Annotated in this window: 19 protein-coding genes and 1 pseudogene; 15 read left to right on the top strand and 5 right to left on the bottom strand. The window is 55.1% G+C overall.

The genetic code is table 11. The features are described 5' to 3' along the window. Positions 1 to 140 precede the first annotated feature (140 nt). A complete protein-coding gene (locus Q0802_RS22680) occupies positions 141 to 521 on the bottom strand; it encodes a VOC family protein (RefSeq protein WP_298922200.1) in 381 nt (126 codons plus the stop codon). A 39-nt stretch (positions 522 to 560) separates the two neighbouring features. Here Q0802_RS22680 and Q0802_RS22685 point away from each other — a divergent pair, with 39 nt between their 5' ends. Beyond that, a complete protein-coding gene (locus tag Q0802_RS22685) occupies positions 561 to 1,112 on the top strand; it encodes a winged helix-turn-helix transcriptional regulator (RefSeq protein ID WP_298922201.1) in 552 nt (183 codons plus the stop codon). Between the two features lie 508 nt (positions 1,113 to 1,620). Here Q0802_RS22685 and Q0802_RS22690 read toward each other — a convergent pair. Genes Q0802_RS22690 through Q0802_RS22700 form a run of 3 tightly spaced genes read right to left on the bottom strand, consistent with a single transcriptional unit; the run spans position 1,621 to position 4,575 of the window. Further along, positions 1,621 to 3,126, bottom strand: a complete 1,506-nt coding sequence (locus Q0802_RS22690) for a tripartite tricarboxylate transporter permease (protein ID WP_298922203.1) — start codon at positions 3,124 to 3,126, stop codon at positions 1,621 to 1,623. A gap of 3 nt (positions 3,127 to 3,129) precedes the next feature. Beyond that, complete coding sequence (locus Q0802_RS22695) at positions 3,130 to 3,612, bottom strand: tripartite tricarboxylate transporter TctB family protein (RefSeq protein ID WP_298922204.1); 483 nt, start codon at positions 3,610 to 3,612, stop codon at positions 3,130 to 3,132. Beyond that, positions 3,613 to 4,575, bottom strand: a complete 963-nt coding sequence (locus Q0802_RS22700) for a tripartite tricarboxylate transporter substrate binding protein (protein WP_298922205.1) — start codon at positions 4,573 to 4,575, stop codon at positions 3,613 to 3,615. 124 nt (positions 4,576 to 4,699) lie between these two features. On the opposite strand from Q0802_RS22700, the gene Q0802_RS22705 reads away from it, so the two are divergent. The 5 genes and pseudogenes from Q0802_RS22705 to Q0802_RS22725 all read left to right on the top strand — a co-directional run bounded on the left by Q0802_RS22705 (position 4,700) and on the right by Q0802_RS22725 (position 11,433). Beyond that, a complete protein-coding gene (locus Q0802_RS22705) occupies positions 4,700 to 5,596 on the top strand; it encodes a LysR family transcriptional regulator (protein WP_298922206.1) in 897 nt (298 codons plus the stop codon). Between the two features lie 115 nt (positions 5,597 to 5,711). Further along, positions 5,712 to 6,587: an amidohydrolase family protein gene (locus Q0802_RS22710; protein ID WP_298922207.1), complete on the top strand. Its 876-nt coding sequence runs from the start codon at positions 5,712 to 5,714 to the stop codon at positions 6,585 to 6,587. Then, positions 6,584 to 9,382: an FAD-binding and (Fe-S)-binding domain-containing protein gene (locus Q0802_RS22715; protein WP_298922208.1), complete on the top strand. Its 2,799-nt coding sequence runs from the start codon at positions 6,584 to 6,586 to the stop codon at positions 9,380 to 9,382. Before Q0802_RS22710 ends, Q0802_RS22715 begins: the two co-directional genes overlap by 4 nt. Before the next feature lies 1 nt (position 9,383). Then, the gene (locus tag Q0802_RS22720; RefSeq protein WP_298922209.1) at positions 9,384 to 9,770 is read left to right on the top strand and encodes a hypothetical protein; all 387 of its coding nucleotides are present in this window, start codon (positions 9,384 to 9,386) and stop codon (positions 9,768 to 9,770) included. A gap of 311 nt (positions 9,771 to 10,081) precedes the next feature. Continuing rightward, a pseudogene (locus tag Q0802_RS22725) lies at positions 10,082 to 11,433 on the top strand (IS3 family transposase). Between the two features lie 713 nt (positions 11,434 to 12,146). On the opposite strand, the gene Q0802_RS22730 reads toward Q0802_RS22725, so the two are convergent. Further along, entirely contained in the window at positions 12,147 to 13,349 is a 1,203-nt protein-coding gene (locus tag Q0802_RS22730; protein WP_298922210.1) for an FCD domain-containing protein, read from the bottom strand. 218 nt (positions 13,350 to 13,567) lie between these two features. Here Q0802_RS22730 and Q0802_RS22735 point away from each other — a divergent pair, with 218 nt between their 5' ends. From Q0802_RS22735 to Q0802_RS22775, 9 genes are read left to right on the top strand one after another with little or no spacing between them, the layout of a single operon-like run. Beyond that, positions 13,568 to 14,434: a fumarylacetoacetate hydrolase family protein gene (locus Q0802_RS22735; RefSeq protein WP_298922211.1), complete on the top strand. Its 867-nt coding sequence runs from the start codon at positions 13,568 to 13,570 to the stop codon at positions 14,432 to 14,434. After that, positions 14,431 to 15,192, top strand: coding sequence for an alpha/beta hydrolase (locus Q0802_RS22740; RefSeq protein WP_298922212.1), 762 nt, complete (start codon positions 14,431 to 14,433; stop codon positions 15,190 to 15,192). The genes Q0802_RS22735 and Q0802_RS22740 overlap by 4 nt, the downstream gene beginning before the upstream one ends. 36 nt (positions 15,193 to 15,228) lie before the next feature. After that, a complete protein-coding gene (locus Q0802_RS22745) occupies positions 15,229 to 16,551 on the top strand; it encodes an amidohydrolase family protein (protein WP_298922213.1) in 1,323 nt (440 codons plus the stop codon). Further along, positions 16,548 to 17,600: a branched-chain amino acid ABC transporter permease gene (locus tag Q0802_RS22750; RefSeq protein WP_298922214.1), complete on the top strand. Its 1,053-nt coding sequence runs from the start codon at positions 16,548 to 16,550 to the stop codon at positions 17,598 to 17,600. The genes Q0802_RS22745 and Q0802_RS22750 overlap by 4 nt, the downstream gene beginning before the upstream one ends. Further along, positions 17,597 to 18,625 carry a branched-chain amino acid ABC transporter permease gene (locus tag Q0802_RS22755; RefSeq protein WP_298922215.1) on the top strand — a complete coding sequence of 343 codons (1,029 nt, stop codon included), beginning with the start codon at positions 17,597 to 17,599 and terminating at the stop codon, positions 18,623 to 18,625. Before Q0802_RS22750 ends, Q0802_RS22755 begins: the two co-directional genes overlap by 4 nt. A gap of 53 nt (positions 18,626 to 18,678) precedes the next feature. After that, positions 18,679 to 19,920 (top strand): ABC transporter substrate-binding protein, encoded by a 1,242-nt coding sequence (locus Q0802_RS22760; RefSeq protein ID WP_298922216.1) that lies wholly within the window; start codon positions 18,679 to 18,681, stop codon positions 19,918 to 19,920. Positions 19,921 to 19,924: 4 nt separating this feature from the next. Beyond that, positions 19,925 to 20,719 (top strand): ABC transporter ATP-binding protein, encoded by a 795-nt coding sequence (locus Q0802_RS22765; protein WP_298922217.1) that lies wholly within the window; start codon positions 19,925 to 19,927, stop codon positions 20,717 to 20,719. Further along, positions 20,712 to 22,880: an ABC transporter permease gene (locus tag Q0802_RS22770; protein ID WP_298922218.1), complete on the top strand. Its 2,169-nt coding sequence runs from the start codon at positions 20,712 to 20,714 to the stop codon at positions 22,878 to 22,880. The genes Q0802_RS22765 and Q0802_RS22770 overlap by 8 nt, the downstream gene beginning before the upstream one ends. Next, entirely contained in the window at positions 22,880 to 23,716 is an 837-nt protein-coding gene (locus tag Q0802_RS22775) for a phosphoenolpyruvate hydrolase family protein (protein WP_298922219.1), read from the top strand. The genes Q0802_RS22770 and Q0802_RS22775 overlap by 1 nt, the downstream gene beginning before the upstream one ends. The last annotated feature ends 8 nt before the right edge of the window (positions 23,717 to 23,724 follow it).

Raw genomic sequence — 23,724 nt, forward strand, 5'->3', positions numbered from 1 at the left:
CAGTAGGCCGGATACATATGAGCGACTTCCGAGAACGTGCGAAGAAATCAATTGCGAACAGCAGCCGGTACATACATTTGGGCCGCCTATCCAATTGACGCACCGCATGGCGAATGGCGCGGCTAGCTGGGGCGCACGTATTATTCTGCTCCGCCGGTCAAGTCTTCGGCAAGCATCATCGCGTTGCCATCGGGATCATAGAAAGTCGCTGTCTTAACCATGCCTTCGACGACATCCGTTTCGCCATCGAATTTAACGTTGGCCTGTTCCAGTTTTTGCCTTGCCGTGTCTAGATCAGCAATGCCGAAGACGGGAACGCAGTTACCGGGAGCCGGCTTGGTATGCTCCCCCAATCCAATGGTCACCCCTGTTGTGTTAGTCTGAAGTTCCGACCAGCCCGCGTCATCTGCATGGTAGATTGTTTCAAATCCGATCATATCTTCATACCATTTAGCGCTTGCATGACGATCTTTGACTGAAAGCGAAATGGTTATGGTTTCTTCCAACGAAATTAGCGACATAGTCTTTCCTTGTGATTTAAAGTATACTAACTATACATTATGGACATTGAATTGTTTGTCAACACCACCTCAAGGGCTTGGGCTGTCCCCATTTTGGCGAAGCTACACGCGGGCATCGCCGGGCGACAAGCACCACTGTTGGCTGCCACCGGAGCGACAAGGACCGCTTTCGCGCAAAGCATGGATCACCTTATCTCAATAGGGCTATTGGAACGAAACCCGGGCTATGGGCACCCGCTGCGTCCAGAGTTTCGACTGACAGAGCTTGGTGCTTCTGCAGCGGCCATCGCCAACAAAATTCAACGTGTAACGGCTGATGAAGAACAGGATTTGCTTCGTCGCTCATGGACTTTGCCGGTCTTGACGGCAATCCACGAGCCCAGCCACTTCAATGACATCAAGCGAAACCTGCGAACGATTACGGATCGCGCCTTGTCACAGTCGCTGAAAACAATGGAAAGTAGACGATGGGTGCAGCGCAATGTTGACGAAGCTGCTCGCCCCCCAAGATCTATATACCGGGCCGTGAACACTGGCGGATTGATAAGCAGTGTCGCTGCCAGTGAAGTTAGTTTTGTCCGCAATCTGTAAATTCAGGCTGACTCCGATTTTGTAACTGCGGCGGATGGCAGGTTCAACGGACCGCAATGCAGCATCTGACGCCCCGATTGGATGTTGGCTAGTGGGCCGTCCCCACCAAAGATTACTGGTTTAGACGACCAGATGCTGCGAGGCCTCCGCGAGCCCATCCTGTAATTCCGATTTTCCCGCTGCAAGCGCACACAGCACAGATTTTGCCACGTGTGCATCATCTTGAGTAGGGCAATGCGGCTTAAAGAGCGGCCATTTGGGCCGGGCGCAGCGAGATTTCCTCAGGCTATGAACGAGAAGCGTACAAAGAGGCCTTTGGCAACTGTAGTCATGGCTTGCTCTGCATTTTCTCACATATGCAGAAAACAGAGCGCGACAATTCACAGCCCGTTTGAATGGTCACCCTGGGATCGACCAATATCGTACCCCAAGTACAGGCGACGCCATGGATCACATACTTGGTCGCACAATTGAATTCCCAGTTCACGCAGCCAAACCAAAGCAAGACTTACAATTCGTCTTGTTTTGCCTCACGCCGCAGCGACCGAATACGGAAGACCACAGCGCCAATGCCAAGCAACAGGATACCCAATGCAACAGGTCTCGTCACGAAGATCATAAGGCCATTGTCTGACAACAGAAGCGACTGACGAAAGGCTTCCTCAGCTCCCCCGGCCAGCACGAAGGAAATCACAAAGGCTGCAGGATTGAAATCGAGTTTTTTCATAAGCCAACCGGTAAATCCAGCGGTGACCATGACCCAGACATCAAACAGGCTTCCACGAGATGCATAGGCGGCTACGAAAGCTGTCAGGAAGACCAGAGGGTAAAGGACTCGGGTCGGAATCTTGATGATCAGTCGACCAACTGCAGCCGCACCAAAATACCCAATCAGACCATAACAGGCGATCCCAAGCAGACCTGCTGCAAAGAGGCTGTAGACGAGCTCTTTGGAGGTCACGAACAGGGTTGGCCCCACTTGAATACCGTGAATCAGGAATACGCCAACAAGGATCGCACCAATGGTGGAGCCCGGAATGCCCAGGGTCAAAAGTGGGGCCATAGATGGACCCGAGACAGCATTATTCGCGGCCTCAGGCGCAGCGATCCCTTCTAGTGCACCTTTGCCCCACTCGTCTGGGTGTTTCGCTCGGCGTTTGCCTTCTCCATAGGCCACAAAAGCGGCAATGGCCGATCCGAGGCCCGGCAGGATACCGATAAACGAGCCAATGAAAGATGAGCGGATCACATGCGGCACACAGGGGCGGTATTCGGCCCAACTTAGGCGGTTCCGGGCTCTTGCTTCTTCGCTGGAAGGCGCATCGTATTGTATCGTCTTAGCATTCTTGTTTTCCAGTTGCGAAAACACCTCCGCCAAAACAAAAATCCCGATCATAAGAGGAACTAATCCGATGCCACCCAAAAGGTCAAAACTACCGAAGGTAAAGCGTTCGTCAGCCGTAATAGGATCGGTTCCAATCATTTTGATCAATACCCCAAGCGCCGCGCTGGCAAGACCCTTAACCACGGATTTTCCAATTACAGAACCAATGACAACAAAGGCGGCAAAGTAGATTGCAAATAACTCAGGCGGCCCCAACATCAATGCAATCGCGGCAATCACGCCTACGCCGATAATAAGTAGAATTTCACCAATGTAGTCACCGATGACGGATGACACTGTCGCCACCCGCATCGCCTTGGACGACATTCCTTTTTGGGCCAGCGGATAGCCGTCAATCTGCGTCGCTGCCGAAGCCGCAGTGCCTGGAGTATTGAACAAGATGGCGGCGATGGAGCCACCATAGCGGCCGGATTTGCCGATCACATATAGGAATGCCAACGCTGAAAGCGGGTCCATGTAGAACGTCACTGGAAGCAACATTGCTATGGCAGCAGAAGCGGTCAGACCTGGAATTGCCCCCACAATCATGCCCACGACAGCGGCCAGTACGACCCAGCCAATCAAGGCAGGACTAGTAAGGACCGTCGCCAGCCCAGCAAAGATTTCCATAGCTTAACTTCCTTGCAAAATGTCTAGCAAATCGAACCATTCCCCAAAGGGCGGAAAAACCCCGAGGAGTTCAAAGAAAATGAGGTGATAGATCGCCGGGCAAAGGATGGCCGCAGCCATTAGCCCCGGCGGATTGCGAATGCCAAAGAGCAACATGGCCAACGGCGCAATCAAACCTGTCGCAATCAAATAACCAAGCTTGCTGACCAACCAAACATATCCGATTGCTATTGCAAGAAGACTTGCGATTTCACCGGGAATATCTGTGAGGCGCAGAGGGGAGGTGTCTTGCCTGCGCAGGCCACTTAGCAATTCCAGAATACCGCAGACCAGGATCGCACCTGACGCAATATAAGGGAAAATCCGAGCACCGCCGATGCCACCTTCGGCACCTTGCGGTATCAACGACGCATAGTACCCGGCCGCAAGGCCGAGTACGGTCAGCACAGCGCCGACAATCACAGAGCGATGGAACGAGCCAGTCACTTAGTTGCTCGCAGCTTTGAGGGCGTCGATGACAGGCTTGGCAGTTTCGCCCATTGCCATCAGGTTTGCCTTGGCGTCAGCACCGGCCAGATATGCGGAAACTGTGCCTTTGGCTTCAACGGTCTCGGAAAACTCTGGTGCGGCAGCGATGTCAGCCATGGCCGCTTCCATCCCCGTTACGATCTCTGCATCCACACCATTTGGCGCGAACAGGATGATCGGAGAGGAAATGACAGGGATATTAAAACCCTGCTCTGCTGCAGTAGGGACATCTGGGAACAGCGGGTCGCGCTCATCGGCGAAGATCGCCAAAACACGCAATTCAGCTTCAAAGCCACGGGACTGCTGAATGCCGAGGATGCCGAAGTCCACCTGAGAGCCCAGGATCGCCGCGCGAGACTTCGCACCGCCTTTAAAGGGCACGTCGGTTGCTTCCAGATCTTGATTGTTCAGGAAGGTTTGACCGGCAACTTGGAACACTCCGCCACGCCCGTTGTGACCCCATTTCAGGTTGCCACCTTTGGCCGCTTCAACCAGATCAGCCAATGTTTGGAAAGGGCTGGCGGCTGGTACAACGATGGCACCTTTCAGGTTGCCGACCTGTGCGACGGTTTGGAAGCTTTCAAATGGGTTCACCGCAGCTTCTTTGAACATAGAGCCCAGCAGGAAGGAACCAGAGGATGTCAACAGGACGGTGTTGCCGTCTGGACGCGCCTTGGAAGCCTCGATTGCACCGGTCAAACCGCCTGCGCCCGGCTTGTTCACCACAACGACTGGAACAGGCAAGCGGCTTTCAGCGGCATTGGCTACTGCACGGGCGTAAAGATCAACGCCGCCACCGGCGTTGTATGGCACGATGATGTTCAACGGTCGGCGTGGGTTCCACTCCGCCGCAGCAGTGGTGCCGGTCATTGCAGCTAATGCACCAGCACCTGCTGCGATTAGAAAACTACGTCTTTGCATGATATCCTCCCAGAGATTTCACCACACCACAGCCTCAGGCAGCAGTGTCTCAAGCCTGTTTTTACTTTACCTATTGTGTTCAGAAAAATAGAATTATCGAAATCACTGTTCAGGATTTTGAAAGATGAACCTCAAAAGTCTACGCGCTTTCCTGCATGTTATGGACGAAGGTGCGCTTGTACACGCTTCCCGTCGGATGAACCTATCGCAACCTGCTGTCAGTCGGTTGGTCAACCTGCTGGAAGAAGAGGTTGGTGTAAAACTTTTCTATCGAGACCAAAAAACACTGATGCCGACACCAGAAGCTGATCTGTTTTACCCCGAAGCACAGCGCATCGTTGCTTCGCTGAATGATCTGCCCGATCTGTTTCGCCAATTTCGCAGTAGTGCGCTTGTCCCGCTGAGAATAGTCAGCCAATTGCGCCCAGCTAATGGTCTTGTCATTCCCGCATTGGAAAGATTCACGCATCGATATCCAGACGTACGCACGACCCTAGACTTTCATGGTCGTCGCGAACTCGGCAGAAGGGTGCAAAGGGACAAGTTTGATTTAGGGTTCTTTGTGACACCCATGCAGATTACTGCAATGGATTTGCTGCGCAAATTTGACACCGAGCTTCAGGTTCTTTTGCCCAGATCCCATCCCCTTGCTGGACGAGAAACACTCACATCAGATGATCTAATCGGAGAGCGCTATATTGCCTTACAGCGTGGTTTGATGGCGCGTGATGCAATTGATCGCGTTTTGAGCGAAGAAGGATTCAAACTGGAAGCGTTTCACGAAGTGAACAGCACCAATACTGCGTTACGACTCGTTGCAAGCGGCTGTGGTTTCACGTTCAGCGACGCAACCGTGCTTGATCCTATGTACCGACGCAGCACCGTGCTTGTGCCTTGGAAGCCAAGCGTTCAAATCGCGTTGGGTCTATTTGCCCCGAAGAACCAACCCCAACATGCGGCCACCGAAAATTTCCTAGCGTGTATCGAAGAGCTATGGGGGGAAATTGTGAAGACGAGATAATTTTGTATTCGTTTTTTCTAATTGATGTTTGAATAATTCGAATTTTCGAATGACGTGATGCACTCTATGCTTGATGAACAATACTATTTCCTGCTTCTTCATCAGGCCCAAACCCGTGGCAATCCAATCTCCTCCGCTTTGCGCACCCGCTGATCCGGCGCCTAACGCATCCTCCTGCATCGTTCCTTCCGGTGCCTGCGATTGCCACGCTCATGTATTTGCGCTGCCTTCGGATTTGGTTTCGGCCCGCCTTTACACTCCGCCGCCGGCATCACTTGCTGACTACCAGAAAATGCTGTCGGTACTGGGCATTGAGCGTGCCGTAATCGTACAGCCAAGTGTCTACGGCACCGACAATCGTACCACATTAGAGGCGGTCGCTGAGGTCGGTGACGCCTTTCGCGCAGTGGTTGTCGTCGATCCATCGGTCGCTGTTGCCGAACTTAAAGAGATGCATGCCCAAGGCGCGCGTGGGGCGCGGGTGAATGCTTTGTTTTCGGGCTCATCCGAACGCGCGGTTCTATTGGAGATTGGCCAAAAACTCGCACAGGTCGGCTGGCACATGCAGATGTTGGTTGATGTTTCGAGTTTTGAAGACCTTGAGGGTTTTGTCGATACGCTTGCCGTTCCGGTGGTGTTTGATCACATCGGGCATGTGCAAGCGGCCAAAGGTTTGAATGATCCGGGTTTCACCGCTTTGTTGCGTTTGATGGAAAGCGGCAAGGTCTGGACCAAGTTGTCGGGCAGTTACCGCATGACGGGCCAGGATCATCCGCCCTACACAGATGTCGCGCCCTTTGCTCGGGCTTTGGTGGCGGCGAACCCAGAGCAGTGCGTCTGGGCCTCTGATTGGCCCCATCCGCAAATACCTGTGTCGATGCCCAATGATGGGGCGCTTCTGGACATGCTTGTTGACTGGGTGCCTGATACGGCGACACGCAAGCGTATTCTTGTCGATAACCCAGCGCAGCTTTACGGATTTGAGGCATGAGCTCGCTTAAGGCTTTCATAGACACACTACGTCGTGATGGGTTTGGCGGCGACATTGGGGACGATCTGGCCACGCGCCTGGTTGGGGCCACGGATAACTCAATCTATCGGGTAGAACCCGATGCTATCCTCTATCCAAGGACCGCTGAAGACATCGCTGTGATCGCCCAGCTGGCGCAAACGCATGAAATCGCCCTGACCGCGCGCGGGGGTGGCACTGGCACAAATGGACAGAGCCTCAATCAAGGCGTGATTGTCGACTGCTCTCGGCATATGACCGACATTGTCTCTTTTGATCAGGACAAACTCGAAGCCGTTGTGCAGCCAGGTGTGGTGCTGGATCAGCTCAACAGCTTTCTCGCGCAGCATGGGTGCTTTTTTCCACCGACGGTATCGACCTCCTCCCGCGCGACCATTGGCGGAATGTTCGCAACGGATGCCAGTGGCAAAGGTTCACGGCGCTATGGGCGGACGTCAGATTGGGTGCTGGATGCTGATCTTGTTCTGGCTGACGGCAATGCAACAACGGCACGTGGCTTTGCTGAGAACGGGCAATTGGAAACCCTCCTGCAGGATCATGCCACCCAGATTAATGCGGCCTTTCCTCCCCTCAATCGGGGATTAACCGGCTATAACCTGGGGGAAGCGCTTACAGATGATGGGCTGAACCCTATCAAACTTCTGGCGGGGTCTGAGGGCACGCTGGCGCTTACAACCCAAATTACGCTGCGCGTGGAGCGCGTGCCCGGTCACAAAGGGCTCACCGTCTTGGCCTATCGCGATGCGCTGTCTGCTATGGATCACGTGCCGGCGCTTATTGCAGCAGATCCGGTCGCTATTGAGTTTCTGGACGATAAAATCATTGAACTCGCCGCAAAGACCCCAATGTGGTCCGAACTCAAAGATGTGTTTGGCGCATTTGGGGAGGCGCGCGGCTTCTTGTTTGTGGAGTTTGCCGCCGACAATCTGACCGAAATTACCACAGGTCGTGCGACACTCGCGGAGATTTTGAAAGACGCCCCTGAGAGTTTCGTTGGGCAGCAGGATGCGGATGATGCAGCCCAGATGGCTGCGCTTTGGTCTATGCGTAAACGCTCTGTTGGCCTGCTCGGTGCTTTGGAAGGACAGCGCATTGGTGTGCCCTTTGTCGAAGACGCGGCTGTACCTCCTGAAAACTTGTCCGCCTTTGTGCGCGGGTTCAGAACCATCTTGGACAAGGCGGGAGTTGATTATGGCATGTTTGGTCATGCTGATGTGGGCTGTGTCCACGTGCGCCCAACTCTGGATATGCTATCTGCAGAAGATCAGGCCAAGATCCGCGAGATTTCCGACGCTGTCTTTGTGCTAGCCCGCGACATGGGCGGGCTGATCTTTGGTGAACATGGCAAAGGTTTGCGTGGAGAGTATCTGGCCGCGCATCTGCCATCAGACCTGCTGGCCGTGATGGAGCAGATCAAAACGGCCTATGACCCAGAGGGACGTTTGAATCCAGGCAAGCTCTATGCCCCTAGGGGTGAAGTTAACCGCCTGGACGAAGTGCCGTTCCGCGGTGCGCGTGACGCAGAAATCGACCGCGCCCGATTTGCACCCTTCGCAAAATCCATCGGGTGCAACGGAAACGGGGCCTGTTTTAACTGGGCCCCTGATGATCCTATGTGCCCTTCATACAAGGCAACCGGGGAAAAACGTCTTTCGCCGAAGGGACGCGCGACTTTGTTACGGGAATGGACCCACGCCGAAAGCACTGGTGGCGATAGAGAAGCCATTGGTCAGGCGGTGCTTAACAGCCTCAACGATTGCCTGTCTTGCCGATCCTGCACCAGCCAGTGTCCGGTGGCCGTTGATATCCCGGAGATGAAATCCGACTTTCTCGCGCAATGGTATCGCAACAAGCGCCGTCCGGTACGGGATCATCTGGTACGACGCATGGAGCGTCTGTCCATGGCGGCATACCGGGTGCCCCATTTGTCAAATCTCGCAATGCAAAACCCAGTGTCAGGATACCTGTCAGAGCACGTTTTTGGTCTCAGCACCCTGCCGGCATTTGCCACACCGTCCATAGAAGCCTCGCTTCAATCGCGCGGCGTCGACATAGTCGGCAGAACAGCCGCAGCAACTGCGGACGTTGTCCTGCTGGTCGATAGTTTCACAGGACTGTTTGATACAGAACCTTTGCTGTCGGCAGCTGACCTTCTGCGCACTACAGGCTTCACAGTGCAAGCCACCGAAGTCTTGCCAACTGGCAAAGCCGCACATGTTCGAGGGTATTTGGAAGATTTTGAAAAGGTGCAGGAAAACACCAATGAACGCCTGGATCAGCTGACCGCAAATGGTGCGCCTTTGATCAGTGTTGAACCGGCTGTGCATAACCTGTTGCTGAAAGACCATGGGCGCAAAGACGTGTTGAGCCTTGATCAGTTCTTGGATGGGCATCTATCTGAGATGAACCGCGCACAGCCGCCCACAGGTGACTATCGCCTGTTTCTGCATTGTACCGAAAAAACGGCCGACCCACAAACTGGCCCACGTTGGCAACGTATCTTCGCAGGTCTCGGTCTGTCCCTGGAAATCGTAAAAACCGGCTGTTGCGGGATGGCGGGTTTATTTGGTCATGAGACTGAACACCAACAGATGTCTAAAGATATCTTTGATCTGTCTTGGCGCGATGCTTTGCAAGACAAAGCGGGTAAAGCGATGGCGACAGGTTTCTCCTGTCGTTCGCAGGCCAAGCGCTTTGCAGGTATAAAACTGCCCCATCCAGCCCGCATTCTCGCCGACCACCTACAAGGAGCTTAAGATGACCGAAGCGCCCGAATTGGATGCCGCACTTGCCGTAATGCAGGCTCATCTTGACGCCCTGAATGCCCGTGACGAGGAAGCCATCGCCCTAACCCTACATTTCCCGCACTACCGGTTAAGCGGCGGCAAAATGCGCATCTGGGATAGGCCGGGTGTGTATTTCGAAGATTTCCGGAAACGTGCTGGCGAAGAATGGGGCTACACCAAATGGGGAGAACTCTCTCCCCTTCAGATCAGTTCGGAAAAAGTGCACCTGTCTGTCCAAGTGGATCGCTACCGCGCAGACGGTTTGCCTTTGACATCCTTCAAATCGCTCTGGGTCATTGCGCGGATCGATGACGTATGGGCCGCACAGCTCCGGTCATCTTTTGCCTCGGACCTTTAAGCTTGAGATAACGAGGAGATAACCTCATTCGATGACACGAAAGTGAGGTCTCGGTCTGGGTGAAATCAACACCCGCGAATGACCGATCTGGTGATGTTGGCCGCAACGCGGCAAAAAGCGCGCCGCATCTGCGAGCATATGCTGTGTTAGCAATAGCCGCAGTGCACAAGTCCGGTTTGTCCGCGTTGGAGCCGATCATGAATCCGAAATGCTGCGCTATGCACTGTAGCCCGTCACGGCCTTTGAGACAGACGGGTTAGTTTTGCTAAGGGAGTGTCTTTCGCTCATCGTAGTCCTTGAAAGGATACGAGATGAGAACGAAGACAGGGCCGAACGGTTCGGCAGACAGACACGTCAAAGAGATCAAGCGTAAGACGCGCCGGAAATTCTGGGCAGAAGAGAAGACCCGCATTGTTTTAGATGGTTTGCGTGGGGAGAGCTTGATCTCAGAGCTGTGCCGCCGTGAGGGGATCGCGGAGAGCGTATACTACAATTGGTCGAAAGATTTCATGGAGGCTGGGAAGAAGCGGCTGGCTGGCAATACTGTTCGTCAGGTGACGTCCAGCGAAGTCACCAGTTTGAAAGCTGAAGCGCGTGATTTGAAGGAAGTTGTCGCGGAGCAGACGCTTGAGTTGCGCCTTCTCAAAAAAAGCATGCTCGGGGATGGGGACGATCCGGAATGAGGTATCCTGCATCAGAAAAGCTGGAGATCGTCAGGCTGGTCGAGGGATCGCATTTGTCAGTTAAACGCACTTTGGAAAAGTTGGGCGTGTCGCGCCCGACTTTTTATCGATGGTATGATCGGTTTTTGCAGCGCGGCGAAGCTGGCTTGGAAGACCGCAAGCCGTATCCTGGTCGTGTTTGTAACCGCATTCCTGACGGTGTCCGGCAGGCCTTGCTGTAGCTGGCATTGGCTCGGCCAGAGTTGAGCCCGAGAGAACTGGCTGTCACGTTCGCCGATGAACGCAGCTGCTTCGTCTCGGAATCCAGTGTTTGCAGGCTTCTGCGATCTCATGATCTGATCACCAGCCCAAACCTTATCGTTATGAAAGCGGCTGATGAGTTCCGTGACAAAACGACGGCGCCCAACCAGTTGTGGCAGACGGATTTTACCTATCTCAAGGTCATTGGCTGGGGCTGGTTCTATCTGTTGACTGTCCTAGACGACTACAGCCGCTACATCATCACGTGGAAGCTTTGCACTGGAATGGCGGCGTCAGATGTTCAGGACACGTTGAGTCAGGCTTTGGATGAAACGGGGGCTTGAATAGGTAAACGTGGTTCACCGTCCACGTCTGCTGTCAGACAATGGCCCATGCTACATATCCGTGAAACTGGCAGAATATCTGGAAGATAAAGGCATGTCGCACACCCGAGGCGCGCCTTATCATCCGCAAATTCAAGACAAGATTGAACGATGGCACCAAACGCAAAAAAAAACCGCATCTTGCTGGAAAATCACTTCCTGCCAGGTGATCTCGAAACGCACATCGCAGCCTTCGTTGGGCACTACAATCATCAGCGCTATCATGAGAGCCTGAAGAACCTGACACTTGCCGACGTCCACACAGGCCGCGGACAAACAATCCTACTTGAACGGGAAAGGACAAAACGGAAGACCATGAAGCTAAGGCGCTTGCAGCACGCTAAATCCGCTGCTTAACTGAAACCAGATGATCGATGACTCCACAAAGTCAAAACGCCATCTGTCTCAAACCAATTGATGACGGACAGCGCAGATCAATGCGCCAATCTGGTACTCGATCTACCCCGCTTAGTGCGGACGGTTCATCATGCGGCAAATCTCTTCAAAGCCTATGGCGCGGCTTGGATATTTGTTGACGAAGTAAGACTTGCTTTCCGATAACCGTATGACCTCGCATTGGGTGTAAAAGCGCCCGCTGGCAAAGCCCTGTAACGCCTCTGCAACGATGGAGGTTTCCGACTCATCGCGCACGAGCAGCTCGCCGTTCTAAAAAATCGAAGATTTTTCCGTTTGCACACCGTTGGCAGGGAGGCACTGTGTCCTCCCGTGCACCCTCTGGTCAATGGTTATATCAGGGATGTCAGCCCTAAGCAGAGCCTCGTTTTGGCCGGTTAAGTCGACAAGCGGGACAAACTCGCCTTGTGCAATCGCGGCCATTGCCCCCGCAGTACCCATCCGCACCTGCGGCGGTAGCTTTTTGGCGGCTTTGTGATTTCCCCAAAACCGGTCGTTCCATCACGCGTGATCAGCCCAATCGCGAAATGAACTTGCCCGGCGGACTGGCGCCACATTGGAGGATCGGGACTACGCCGCCGTTCACTTTGGTTGGATCGGTGTTTGCACTCAGAAAATCATCTCTGTCAGCCGAAAGCGGGCTTTACAGCAATCCCTTAGAATAAATTTTTCTGGATTGCCAAAAGATGCTGATGCATCTCTTCAGCGGCCAGGATCGGGTCGCGGTTGGCAATGGCCTGATAGATTGCGCTGTGTTGATCGCAGTAGACAAGACGGCGTTCTGGGGTGAGCGTTCGGCGTTTCATGTCGAGCCAGTTCTTGCGTAAACGTATCGCCTGAAAGATGTCATGAAGCGCAGTCAAAAAATCATTGCGCGTGCTTTCGAAAATGCGTTTGTGGAATTCTCCGTCCCAGGCTTCAAAAGCTTCTGTCTCCAGCGACGACGTGGCCAGTTCATGCGCATTGCGAATGGCAACCAGATCAGATCTTCGAGCGTTGGCAGCTGAAACGGAAGCTGCCTTTGGTTCTACAATAAGACGGACATTCATCACATCTGCCGGGCTACTTCCTGCGATACGTTCCATCACATCGAGCAATTCTTCAGCGTCATCGCTTGTTTCGTCGGCGTGAGCCACAGTGTCTGCGGCATCTATCGCCTCCGCGTGACGCGCCTCACCATGCCCACCAAACAGGTTGCGGCTGCGCACCGACAGGTGCAATTTCATTGCCTCCGTCGCGGCCTCCGCATCACGCGCCATCAGCGCTTTCAGGATCTCCTCGTGCTGTGCGATTGTTTCAAGCCGACGCGCTTCGCTGAAGCCGCTCCGCCTGATTGCGATTACCGGTTTGCGCCGACGCGCAATGACCAGCAGTTCATTCAGTTCTTTGAGAAACTCGTTGCGCGCCGACCTGAAGATCAACTCGTGAAAAACAGCATCCAGCGCCTCGAATTCGACCACCCGGCGTTCGTCGACCGTACGCATGTGAACGTCGCGCAGGGCTTCTAATTTCCCTTCGCTGGCGTTTTGTGCAGCGGTTGCCGCGGCATGTGGCTCGATGATCAACCTCATATTCATGATATCAAACGGGCTGATTTCTGTAAGCCGATCAACGATTGCCGAAAGGTCCGTGACACCAGTGACAAACGTTTCATTGATCACGGTTTCACGGCCCACGTGCCGAGTAAGAATACCTTCTTGTTCGAGCGTAGACAGCGCTCGTCTAATGGTGTTGCGCGCGACTCCATAGTGATCCGAAAGAGCCCGTTCATTCGGCAAAACACGGGTCTTTTGCCATTCCGGTCCTGCAATCCTCTCACGCAGGGACTTGGTAATTTCGACTGCCTTGATTCTCGCCATTGTTTCTTCTTTGCGTGAAACCTTTGCCAATATTGGTATAATATATGACTGTGGAGAGGAATAGAAAATCGACCGATTCCTGACGTATATCATCTGTTTTCCCTTAAATTAACGGGTTTTGTGCTCGAAAATTATTTTCTTGCCGTATTGGGAGCGCTTGGCTAGTTTCGACAATGTGAACCAATATACGTATAGGTTCATATTGCGGGGGTGGCATCATGAAGCTGGCGACATTCAAAATCGGTGGAGAGCGCCATATCGGTCGAGTCGATCTGGACCAGATGTGTGTCTATCCGTTTGATGTGAGCCTGTATGAAGCGTCGAGAGGGGTGACCGCCCTCATTGGTCGCGCTCAAATGCCGCGAGAAAAGGAGCCGCTGGACCTTGCCCGGATCAGGCTGGAAGCGCCGGTGCCGCGTCCGGCGCGCAACATTTTCTGCGTGGGTAAAAATTACCACGCGCATGCCAAGGAATTTGCCCAAAGTGGATTCGATTCCTCGGCAGCAAGCGGCGACATCCCCGAGCATCCGATCATCTTTTCAAAGGTGCCCGAATGTGTCGTTGGCCCGGAGGACGCTGTCGTAATCGACAAATCGGTTTCCGAAGCGATTGATTACGAAGCCGAACTCGCTGTCATCATGGGTGTTGGTGGCCGAGGGATTTCAGCCTCCGACGCAATGGATCACATCTGGGGATACACAATTGTCAACGACGTCACCGCGCGCGATCTGCAGGGCCGTCATAGCCAGTGGCTGATTGGCAAGTCGCAGGACACATTCTGCCCGATGGGGCCGTGGGTTGTCACAACCGACGACGTTGATTTTTCGAAGATGGTCGTGCGCTGCACTGTCAATGGCGAACTGCGGCAGAGCGCACCGGTCGCCGATCTCATATTCGACATACCAACGCTTATCTCCACCCTGTCTGCCGGACTGACACTCAACCCCGGCGATATCATCGCAACGGGCACACCGGTTGGCGTGGGCATCGGCTTCTCGCCACCGAAGTACCTTGTTCCGGGTGATGTTGTGCGGGTCGAGATCGACCAGATCGGATATTTGCAGAATGAAATGGTCGCGAAGTGAGCCTTGTTGTCGAAGATACCGGAGACGGGTTTCCAATTGTGCTGTTGCACGGATTGGGCGGCACGTCGAACACGTGGCAGCCGCTGATGAGGGCTCTTGGCAACATGCGGGCCATCCGGCCCGATATGCCCGGTTCCGGGCGCTCTGCGTTGGGATCACAGCGTCTCAGCATCGCGGTAATGGTCGAGGCGGTGACACAGTGGTTGACCGACAGGGGAATTGAGACGTTTCACCTTGTCGGCCATTCGATGGGCACCATTGTGTGTCAGCACATCGCGGCACGTTTTCCAGATCGGGTAAAGGGGCTGATCCTCTATGGGGCCCTGACAGAACCACCGCAAGCAGCCCGTGAAGGCCTGTTACTTCGCGCGACGCATGCGCGGAAAGAAGGTCTGGCAGGAATTGCAGATCAGATCGTCCAGAACACGCTCGCGCCATCTACCCACAGGGAAAATCCCGCAGCTGTCGCATTTGTCCGTGAAAGCGTTTTGAGGCAGACAGGTGATGGCTACGCAGCCAATTGCGAGGCACTTTCGCTGGCAGAAGCGGCCGATTGGCGTAAGATCACAGCATCGACACTGCTGGTCACAGGCGAAAGCGATCCTGTTGCTCCCGTTAGTATGGGGCGGTTGCTCAGCGAAAAAATCAGCGGAGCGAAGCTGGAGATCCTACCCGGGTGCGGTCACTGGACTCCATTGGAAAAACCCGAACAGAGCGCTGTTCTGCTAAGAGGCTTCTTGGCAGAGCACCCACAATAGATGACTGCGCGGCATTGCGCGAGATAAGAGGTCAATATGGCAGATAGTGATTGGAACAGTGGCGCCGACACCTCCGGAGAAATCGTATTTACAAATGTGCGCATCCTCGATGCGACGGGTGAATATCCCTACTCTGGTGAAGTCACCGTAAAGGGAAACCGCATTTCGCGCGTGAGCAGAGGTGGTTCACGTTTTGGTGGCGGTCAATATGGCGGTGCCACTGTTATTGACGGGATGGGTGCCACACTGATGCCCGGCATGATCGACGCACACCTGCATCTGAGTTGGAACAATGCGCCGGGCATTGATCCGATCCAGATGATGGAGCTTGAAGAGCATATGCTGGTCACCATGGAGATGGCCAAGTTGGTTCTGGACGCCGGGTTTACTTCAGGTCGCGGTGCGGCGGCAGCAAAACCAAGGTTGGATGTCGTCGCAAAGCGCTTCATCAACGAGGGGCGCTATCCGGGGCCACGGTATCTTGCTGCCGGTCCTGAGATCACGACCGTAGGTGGTCTGGGGGATGCAGCGCCCAGTCATATTCCTCATGAGGGCTTGAATCTGGGACTTGTTGTATCGGGGCCCGAAGAGGTCCGCCGGACGGTGCGTCAATTGATCAAGATCGGTGTGGACAGCATCAAGCTCAATCTGTCCGGTGAAGCCATCACGGGCATGGGCGCCGAAGAAACGCCCATGTCCGAAGAAGAAGTCGCCATGGCCTGCGCCGAGGCCCGGTGCCGAAACAAGGTGATCAGCGCCCATGCCCGGTCCAGTGGATCGGTCAAACAGTGCATTCGTCATGGTATTCAGAACATCTATCACGCCAGCTTTGCCGATGAAGAAAGCCTCGACATGCTTGAAGCCGTCAAGGACAAGCATTTTGTTGCGCCCGGTATTGCCTGGTTGATCAACACCGCGCGTCATGCTGAGGAATGGGGCATCGTACCCGGATCGCCGCTTTCGATGGAATACGAACGCGAGCTGGAGATGTGTGTCGACACCATGAAAAAGATGCACAAACGGGGCATCCGGGTCTGCATCGGTGGTGACTATGGCTTTGCCTGGACCCCACAGGGCACCAATGCCAAGGACGTGCAGACCTTTGTCGACATGCTTGGTTTCTCTCCAATGGAGGCGATACAGGCCGCGACCAAATATGGCGGCGAGATCATGTGCATGGAACATGAACTTGGCATGATCAAAGAGGGATATCTGGCCGATTTGCTGCTTGTTGACGGGGATCCGATTTCGGATGTGAGCATCCTTCAAGAGCAGAAACGTCTTCTCGCTATCATGAAAGATGGCAAATTCCACAAGGCACCCAAAACCGGCGAACAACGGCGGCGCCTGACCGCATGAATGACTTGCGCCCCCCTGACGACACGCTGAACAACGCGCCCGCGCTGACAAAGCGCCAAGTTTGGATCGGCATTGCAGTCATTCTGGCGCTGTTGCTCGCGTGGCTTGTTTTCACGCCTGTCTGGCCTGAGTGGGTCAAGGATATTCTGATCTCCAAGAAGGCCTTTGTCAGTTCCATTCTGAATGGCCTGACGCTGGCGGGACTTTATTTCCTTGTCGCAAGTGGCTTTACCCTCGTGTTTGGGCTTATGCGCAATGTCAATCTGGCGCATGGCTCACTCTATCTGCTGGGCGCCTATGTAGGATACGAGATCGCGGATCTCACAGGCTACTGGCTGCTAGGCGTTGCCGGGGCCTTTGTGATCGTGGGGCTGCTTGGGATTGTCTTGCAGGTTGTGGTGTTTCGTCGACTTGAAGGCGATGATCTGCGCCAGACACTTGTTACCATCGGGATTTCCATCGTTGCTGCAGATTTGATGTTGGCGATCTGGGCCGGCGGAACCTACCAGATTCTTGTGCCCGATTGGCTGTCAGGCACGCTTGAACTGCCAATTATCTCAGCAGTCAGGTCGAATGGATCTATCGTATACATCAAGTACCCGCTCTTTCGTATTCTGGTTTTGCTTGCCGCGATTGCCATTGGGATTGCGCTGTGGCTGATGTTGAACCGCACACGGGTCGGCATGATGATCCGTGCAGGCGTTGATGATCGTGAGATGCTCTCGGCCTCAGGTATCAACGTCCATGCTGTTTTCGCCATTGTATTTGCGGTCGGCGCCGGTCTTGCAGGATTGGCAGGCGTGATTGGCGGCTCCGCACTTTCAGTCTCGCCAGGAGAGGACGTGCGGTATCTGCTGGCCTCACTGGTGGTGGTGATCGTCGGCGGCATGGGCTCAATCAGCGGGGCGGCAATTGGAGCCCTCCTCATCGGGTTGGCTGAACAACTGGGCCTCGTTTATTTCCCGACCTACGGGATCGTTGTCACGTTCTTGATCATGGTAGTCACGTTGGCAATCAGACCACAGGGCATCATGGGTTCGACATCGTGACTACAGAACCGTTCCCCGATCAGGCGCCCGCGCGCAACGATCTTATCGCGCGCATCGGCGCGGGGCACTTGGCGTTGGCGGCCGTTTTGCTCGTCTTTCCCTTTGTGGCTTCCGACTTTTTCACGACGCAAATCGGTGCCTATTCGTTGATTTTCGGAATGCTGGGCCTCTCTTTGATGTGGCTGGCGGGGTATGGCGGCATGGTCAGCCTCGCTCAGATCACCATCGCCGGGATCGCGGGCTATACTGTCGCCATTTTCGGCGAAAACAGCGCGGATGTGCATGGGTTCGGCTGGCCCTGGTGGGTGCTTGTGCCGTTTGCAGTCCTCATCGCAGCCTTGGCATCTGCGCTGGTGGGCTGGGTTTCAGTGCGGACCAGCGGCATCTACACGATCATGATCACGCTCGCGGTTGCTACTGCGATGTTCTACTTCGCTCAGCAGAACTACACATTGTTCAACGGCTTTCCCGGATTTGCGGGTGTAAAAGCGCCTGTCGTTTTCGGGATCGACTGGCGCGACCCAATGCCTTTCTACTTTCTCAGTCTTGGGGTCGCGATCCTTTGCTACCTTGCGGTGCTCTATGCCTCAAAGTCCACTTTCGGGCTGACCTTGCAGGCAACCCGCGACAACCAGCGCCGGATGCGCGCCCTCGGATACGACGTAACCATGCACAAGGTGTTTGCATGGTTTCTGGCTGGCATTATCGCCGGGCTGGCTGGCATTCTTCTGGTTTGGTTCAACGGGCGCATTTCGCCGGGCACAATCAATGTAGGTGCTGCAATCAACGTACTCATCATCACGGTCATTGGCGGTCTACGTCACCCGATTGGTCCGTTCCTTGGCGCGGTCGTGGTGATCCTTATGCAGACCTTTGCCATCGATATAGTCGGGGCTGAACGGTTCAATACCCTGATCGGATTACTCTTTCTGGTGATCGTCTTTGTATCACCTGACGGCATTCTGGGACTTTGGGAAAAAGCAAAAGCCCACCTCGCGCCCGGATCACTCAGGTCTGACATCTGAATATTGCAGGCCAAAAAATGACACGACGACTCAAGAAACCAAGGGAGGTTCAAATGAGACTGCACAGAAGAACACTAATGGCTGCGACGCTGGCCACTTTCACGCTGCCGGGATTGGCAATGGCGCAGGATGACACAATCAAGATAGGTCTTCTGGCCACATTCGAAGGCGCTTTCACGGTGCTGGGTGAGGACAGTGAACGCGGCGCGATGGTCGCGCTCAGCGAGGCTGGCGGCATGGCCGGTGGTAAAAAGATCGAGGTCATCAAGGGGTCATCCGACGCCTCACCCGATTCTGCCGTGCGTGCGGCGCGAAAACTCGTCGAACAAGACGGCGTTTCAATACTCGTTGGTCCCCTTTCGGGGGACGAAGGGATAGCGGTTAAAAACTATGCCCTGTCGCAACCCGATGTGACTTTCATCAATGGATCATCCGCTGCACAGGACACGACCTTCCGTGACCCTGCGCCCAACTTTTTCCGGTTCTCGACCGATGGGGCCCAATGGATGGCGGGGCTTGGCACCTATGCGTACAACGAAAAGGGCTACCAAAACGTGGCTGTCGTTGCAGAGGACTACTCCTTTCCATACACGCAGGTCTTTGGTTTCATGGCTGAATTCTGCCAGGCGGGTGGCAAGGTGACGTCGAAATCCTGGGTGCCGATTGGCAACAAAGATTATTCGTCCGTTATCGCGGCTATCCCGGATGACGTTGACGCGATTTATGTGGCTCTTGGTGGGGCCGATGCCGTCAACTTCTTGTCGCAATTTCAGCAGGCCGGAGGCGAAGCGCCATTGATTGGCGGGTCCATTACAGTCGACCAGACCGTTTTGACCTCAAAAGGTCGCTTGAAAGATGTTCTGATCGGCACGCCCGCTGCAGGTCCAATTGCAGACACCAACGATGCGCCTGAGTGGGTCGCCTTTGTCGAAGCCTACAAAGAGACGGATGGCGCTTTCCCGTCGCCATCGCTCTTTGCACATGCCTACTATATCGGCATGAAAGCCGCCATCCTTGCGCTGAACGAGGTGGATGGTGACATGAGCAATCCAGCCGCCTACCGTGCGGCGCTGAGCGCTCTGAGCTTCGAGACACCCACCGGGATGGTATCGCTGGATGAGAACCGCAATGCGATCGCCGACATGTATCTGACTGAGGTAACCGAAGATGCCGACGGAAATCTGGTCAACAAGTTGATCCAGGTGACATCGCAGGTGAATCAGACCCTTGGAATCGACAAGGAAGAATTCATGGCATTGGGTGCGGTAAGCCGCGAAAACCCAAGCTGCGAATAACGCGATGGCCAAGCAGGACACCAATCTGGCGGCATCTCGGCTAGAGGGGACCGGCGCATGTGCGTTGGAGCTTTCTGGTGTAGCACGTCATTTTGGTGCCCTTATCGCGTTATCGGACATCAACATGAGGATCGCGGCTGGTGAACGGCGCGCGGTCCTCGGCTCCAATGGCGCGGGCAAGACAACATTGTTCAACGCCATTACCGGCGACTTTGAATGCACGTCTGGCCGCATTCAGTTCTTTGGTGAGGACATCACCGAAATCCCTGCACACGAGCGTATTCGCCGCGGCCTGCGCCGGACTTACCAGATTTCACAGCTATTCGACGGGCTCAGCGTGCTTGAGTCCGTTTTCCTTGCCTGTCGCGGTGTATCGCGCCGACGATTTTCGTTGCTGCGTCCGATGGATCGGGATGCGAATATGGCACAGGCACATTCAATCCTGCACGCCGTCCATCTTGAAGATGACCGCGATTTGCTGGTTTCGACTCTCAGTCATGGACGTAAGCGCCAGCTTGAGATTGCCCTGGCGTTGGCCGGAGCACCCCGATTTATCCTGTTTGATGAACCCGCTGCCGGACTTTCCCCCACGGAACGACGGGATCTTGTGGCGATCCTGAACGCATTGCCGGATCATGTCGGATATATCATCATTGAGCACGATCTGGACGTTGCGCTGCGTGTGTCAAAATATGTGTCAATGATGCACAACGGACGCGTCTTCAAAGAAGGGACACCAGAAGAGATCGAAAACGACGCCGAGGTGCAGGCAATCTATCTGGGGGGTGGTCATGGCTGAGCGCCCGATGCTTCAGGTTGATGATTTGCAGGTCTATTATGGCGAAAGCCATGCCCTGCAGGGTGTAAGCTTTGCTCTGGGCTCTGGAGTATTGTCCATTGTGGGTCGCAATGGCATGGGCAAGACGACGCTGTGCAACACGATCACCGGGCTGACGAAGGCACGCTCCGGTTCGATCCGGATCGCCGGGCGCGACATAACAAAACTTGATCCGCACGAAATCCACCGTCTTGGCGTGGGCTATGTGCCCCAGGGTCGGCGGGTCTGGCCCAGCCTGACCGTGGATGAACATCTGCGGTTGGCAGCAGGCACGGCCCGCGATTCCTCATGGACGCCGGATCGCGTATATCAGACGTTTCCGCGACTGGCGGAAAGGCGCAGCAACGGAGGCGCACAGCTGTCGGGCGGCGAGCAGCAGATGCTGGCCATCAGCCGCGCTCTTTTGTCTGATCCCAAGCTACTGGTCATGGATGAGCCCACCGAAGGATTGGCCCCGGTGATTGTGGATCAGGTGCGCGACATGCTGGTCACCTTGGGGGCCGAAGGCGAAATGGCGATCCTTGTGATTGAACAGAATATCGGTGTCGCCACATCCGTGTCTGATCAGGTCGGCATCATGGTCAATGGCAAGATCAGCCGGATGATGGCGTCAGCGGCGCTTTCTGCCGACACCGATATGCAGCAGCGCCTGTTGGGTGTGGGCCGTCAGGCCGAAGACGAAGCGATTGAGCCTACACCAGAAGACGCCGCAACCGCGCAGGCGCAACTGGACCATGTGTACCGCGTGACCCGAGAAGATGGCGCTGCCCACTACCCGGTTGCCCAGATGCCTAACCGCTGGAATGTGCAGGCACCCATCGCGCCTTTGGCACAGAAGGTGACTCCTGAGCCCGAGGAAGATGTGTTCCACATTCCTTTTGCAGAGCGCGTGGGTCGCACCGTTCTGGTAGCTGGCACCTTTGACACCAAGGCCCGCGAACTGGGTTTCATTGCTGCAAAGCTGCGCAAAAAGGGCGTGCCCGTGCGTACCGTTGATCTTTCCACCTCGGGCAAACCCAGTCGGGCAGATGTTCCAGCGATGCAGGTCGCCAGCATGGCACGGGGAGGTACGGGGGCCGTCATGACCGGAGAACGCGGCGCTTCTGTGCGCGCCATGGCCGATGCGTTTGCAAAATGGATCAGTCGGGAACGCGGCATAGGCGGCATCATTTCTGCGGGCGGTTCTGGTGGAACATCGTTGGCGACAGCAGGCATGCGGGCGTTGCCGTTTGGAATTCCGAAATTGATGGTGTCGACCGTCGCATCGGGCGAGGTTGCGCAATATGTCGGCGCATCGGACATCCAGATGTTCCATTCGGTTGCCGACGTGCAAGGGCTAAACAGCATTACAGAGGTTGTTCTTGGTAACGCAGCCCATGCCATGGCGGGCATGGTCGCAGGCCTGCCGTCCGCTGCCGCGCGCGCAGCAGAGCGCAAACTGATGCGTCCTGCAATCGGTTTGACAATGTTTGGCGTGACAACACCGCTGGTGCAGGCAGTGGGCCAGGCCCTGGGAAAAGACTACGACTGCCTGACCTTTCACGCCACGGGCATTGGGGGGCGCGCGATGGAGGGTTTGGTCGACAGCGGCGATATCTCTGCCGTTCTCGACCTGACAACAACGGAACTGGCTGACATGCTCGTTGGGGGTGTCTTCCCCGCCGATGATGACCGATTTGGCGCTGTGATCCGCACGCGTGTACCCTATGTTGGATCCGTTGGGGCTCTTGATATGGTAAATTTTGGACCACGCGAACGCGTACCGGAGAAATTCAGCAACCGCAAATTCGTGATTCACAACGCAGCTGTTACCCTGATGCGGACAACAATTGAGGAAAGCCGACAGTGCGGTAACTGGATCGGTGAGCGCCTAAATCAGATGGACGGTCCAGTCCGGTTCTTGTTGCCCGAAGGTGGTGTGTCGGCCCTTGATGCACCGGGCCAGCCGTTTGAAGACGAAGCCGCGCGCGCCGCACTGTTCGACGCTATTGAGGCGCGGGTCACTCAAACAGGTCAGCGGCAGGTATTGCGCGCTCCCGCACATATCAACCACCCTGATTTCACACATGCGGTGTTGGACGCATTCCACGCCATCGCACCGACGCTACAAAGGAGAGCATGATGGCAGCGCCAGGCAGGGCAACACTCATCAGTAGGTTCAACGAGATGAAGTCGCAGGGAAGCCCTATCGTGGGCGGTGGCGCGGGCACAGGGTTATCCGCCAAATGCGAAGAAGAAGGCGGGATCGATCTGATCGTCATCTACAACTCGGGCCGTTACCGCATGGCCGGGCGCGGCTCGCTTGCGGGGATGATGGCTTACGGCAACGCCAACCAGATCGTGATGGAAATGGCTTCCGAGGTGCTGCCGGTGGTCAAAAACGTACCGGTACTGGCTGGCGTGAACGGAACCGACCCGTTTTGCATGTTTGACAGTTTTCTCGACGATCTGACGCGTGTGGGTTTTGCCGGGGTTCAGAATTTTCCAACCGTCGGCCTGATCGACGGTACTTTTCGCGAAAATCTTGAAGCAACGGGCATGTCTTATCAGCTCGAAGTTGACATGATCGCCATGGCGCATCGCAAGGGGATGTTTACCACGCCCTACGTCTTTAGCGAAGACGATGCCCGGGCCATGACCAAGGCAGGCGCGGACATTGTCGTCTGTCATCTGGGTTTGACGACGGGCGGGTCTATTGGGGCAGGTACGGCCCTGACGCTTGAAGACTGTCCAGAGATCGTGGATCGCTGGGCAAGCGCAGCGATGGAGGTGCGCGAAGACGTGATCGTGCTTGTGCACGGCGGCCCAGTAGCTGAACCTCAAGATGCCGAATATGTGCTGCGCCACACCAAACATTGCCATGGGTTCTATGGAGCCTCTTCAATGGAGCGGCTGCCAACAGAACGGGCGCTGACAGAACAGACGCGCAAGTTCAAATCCATCAGTTTCAAAGCTTAGAAGGGAAA

This window comes from uncultured Roseobacter sp. (genome assembly GCF_947495275.1).
Lineage (GTDB): Bacteria > Pseudomonadota > Alphaproteobacteria > Rhodobacterales > Rhodobacteraceae > Roseobacter.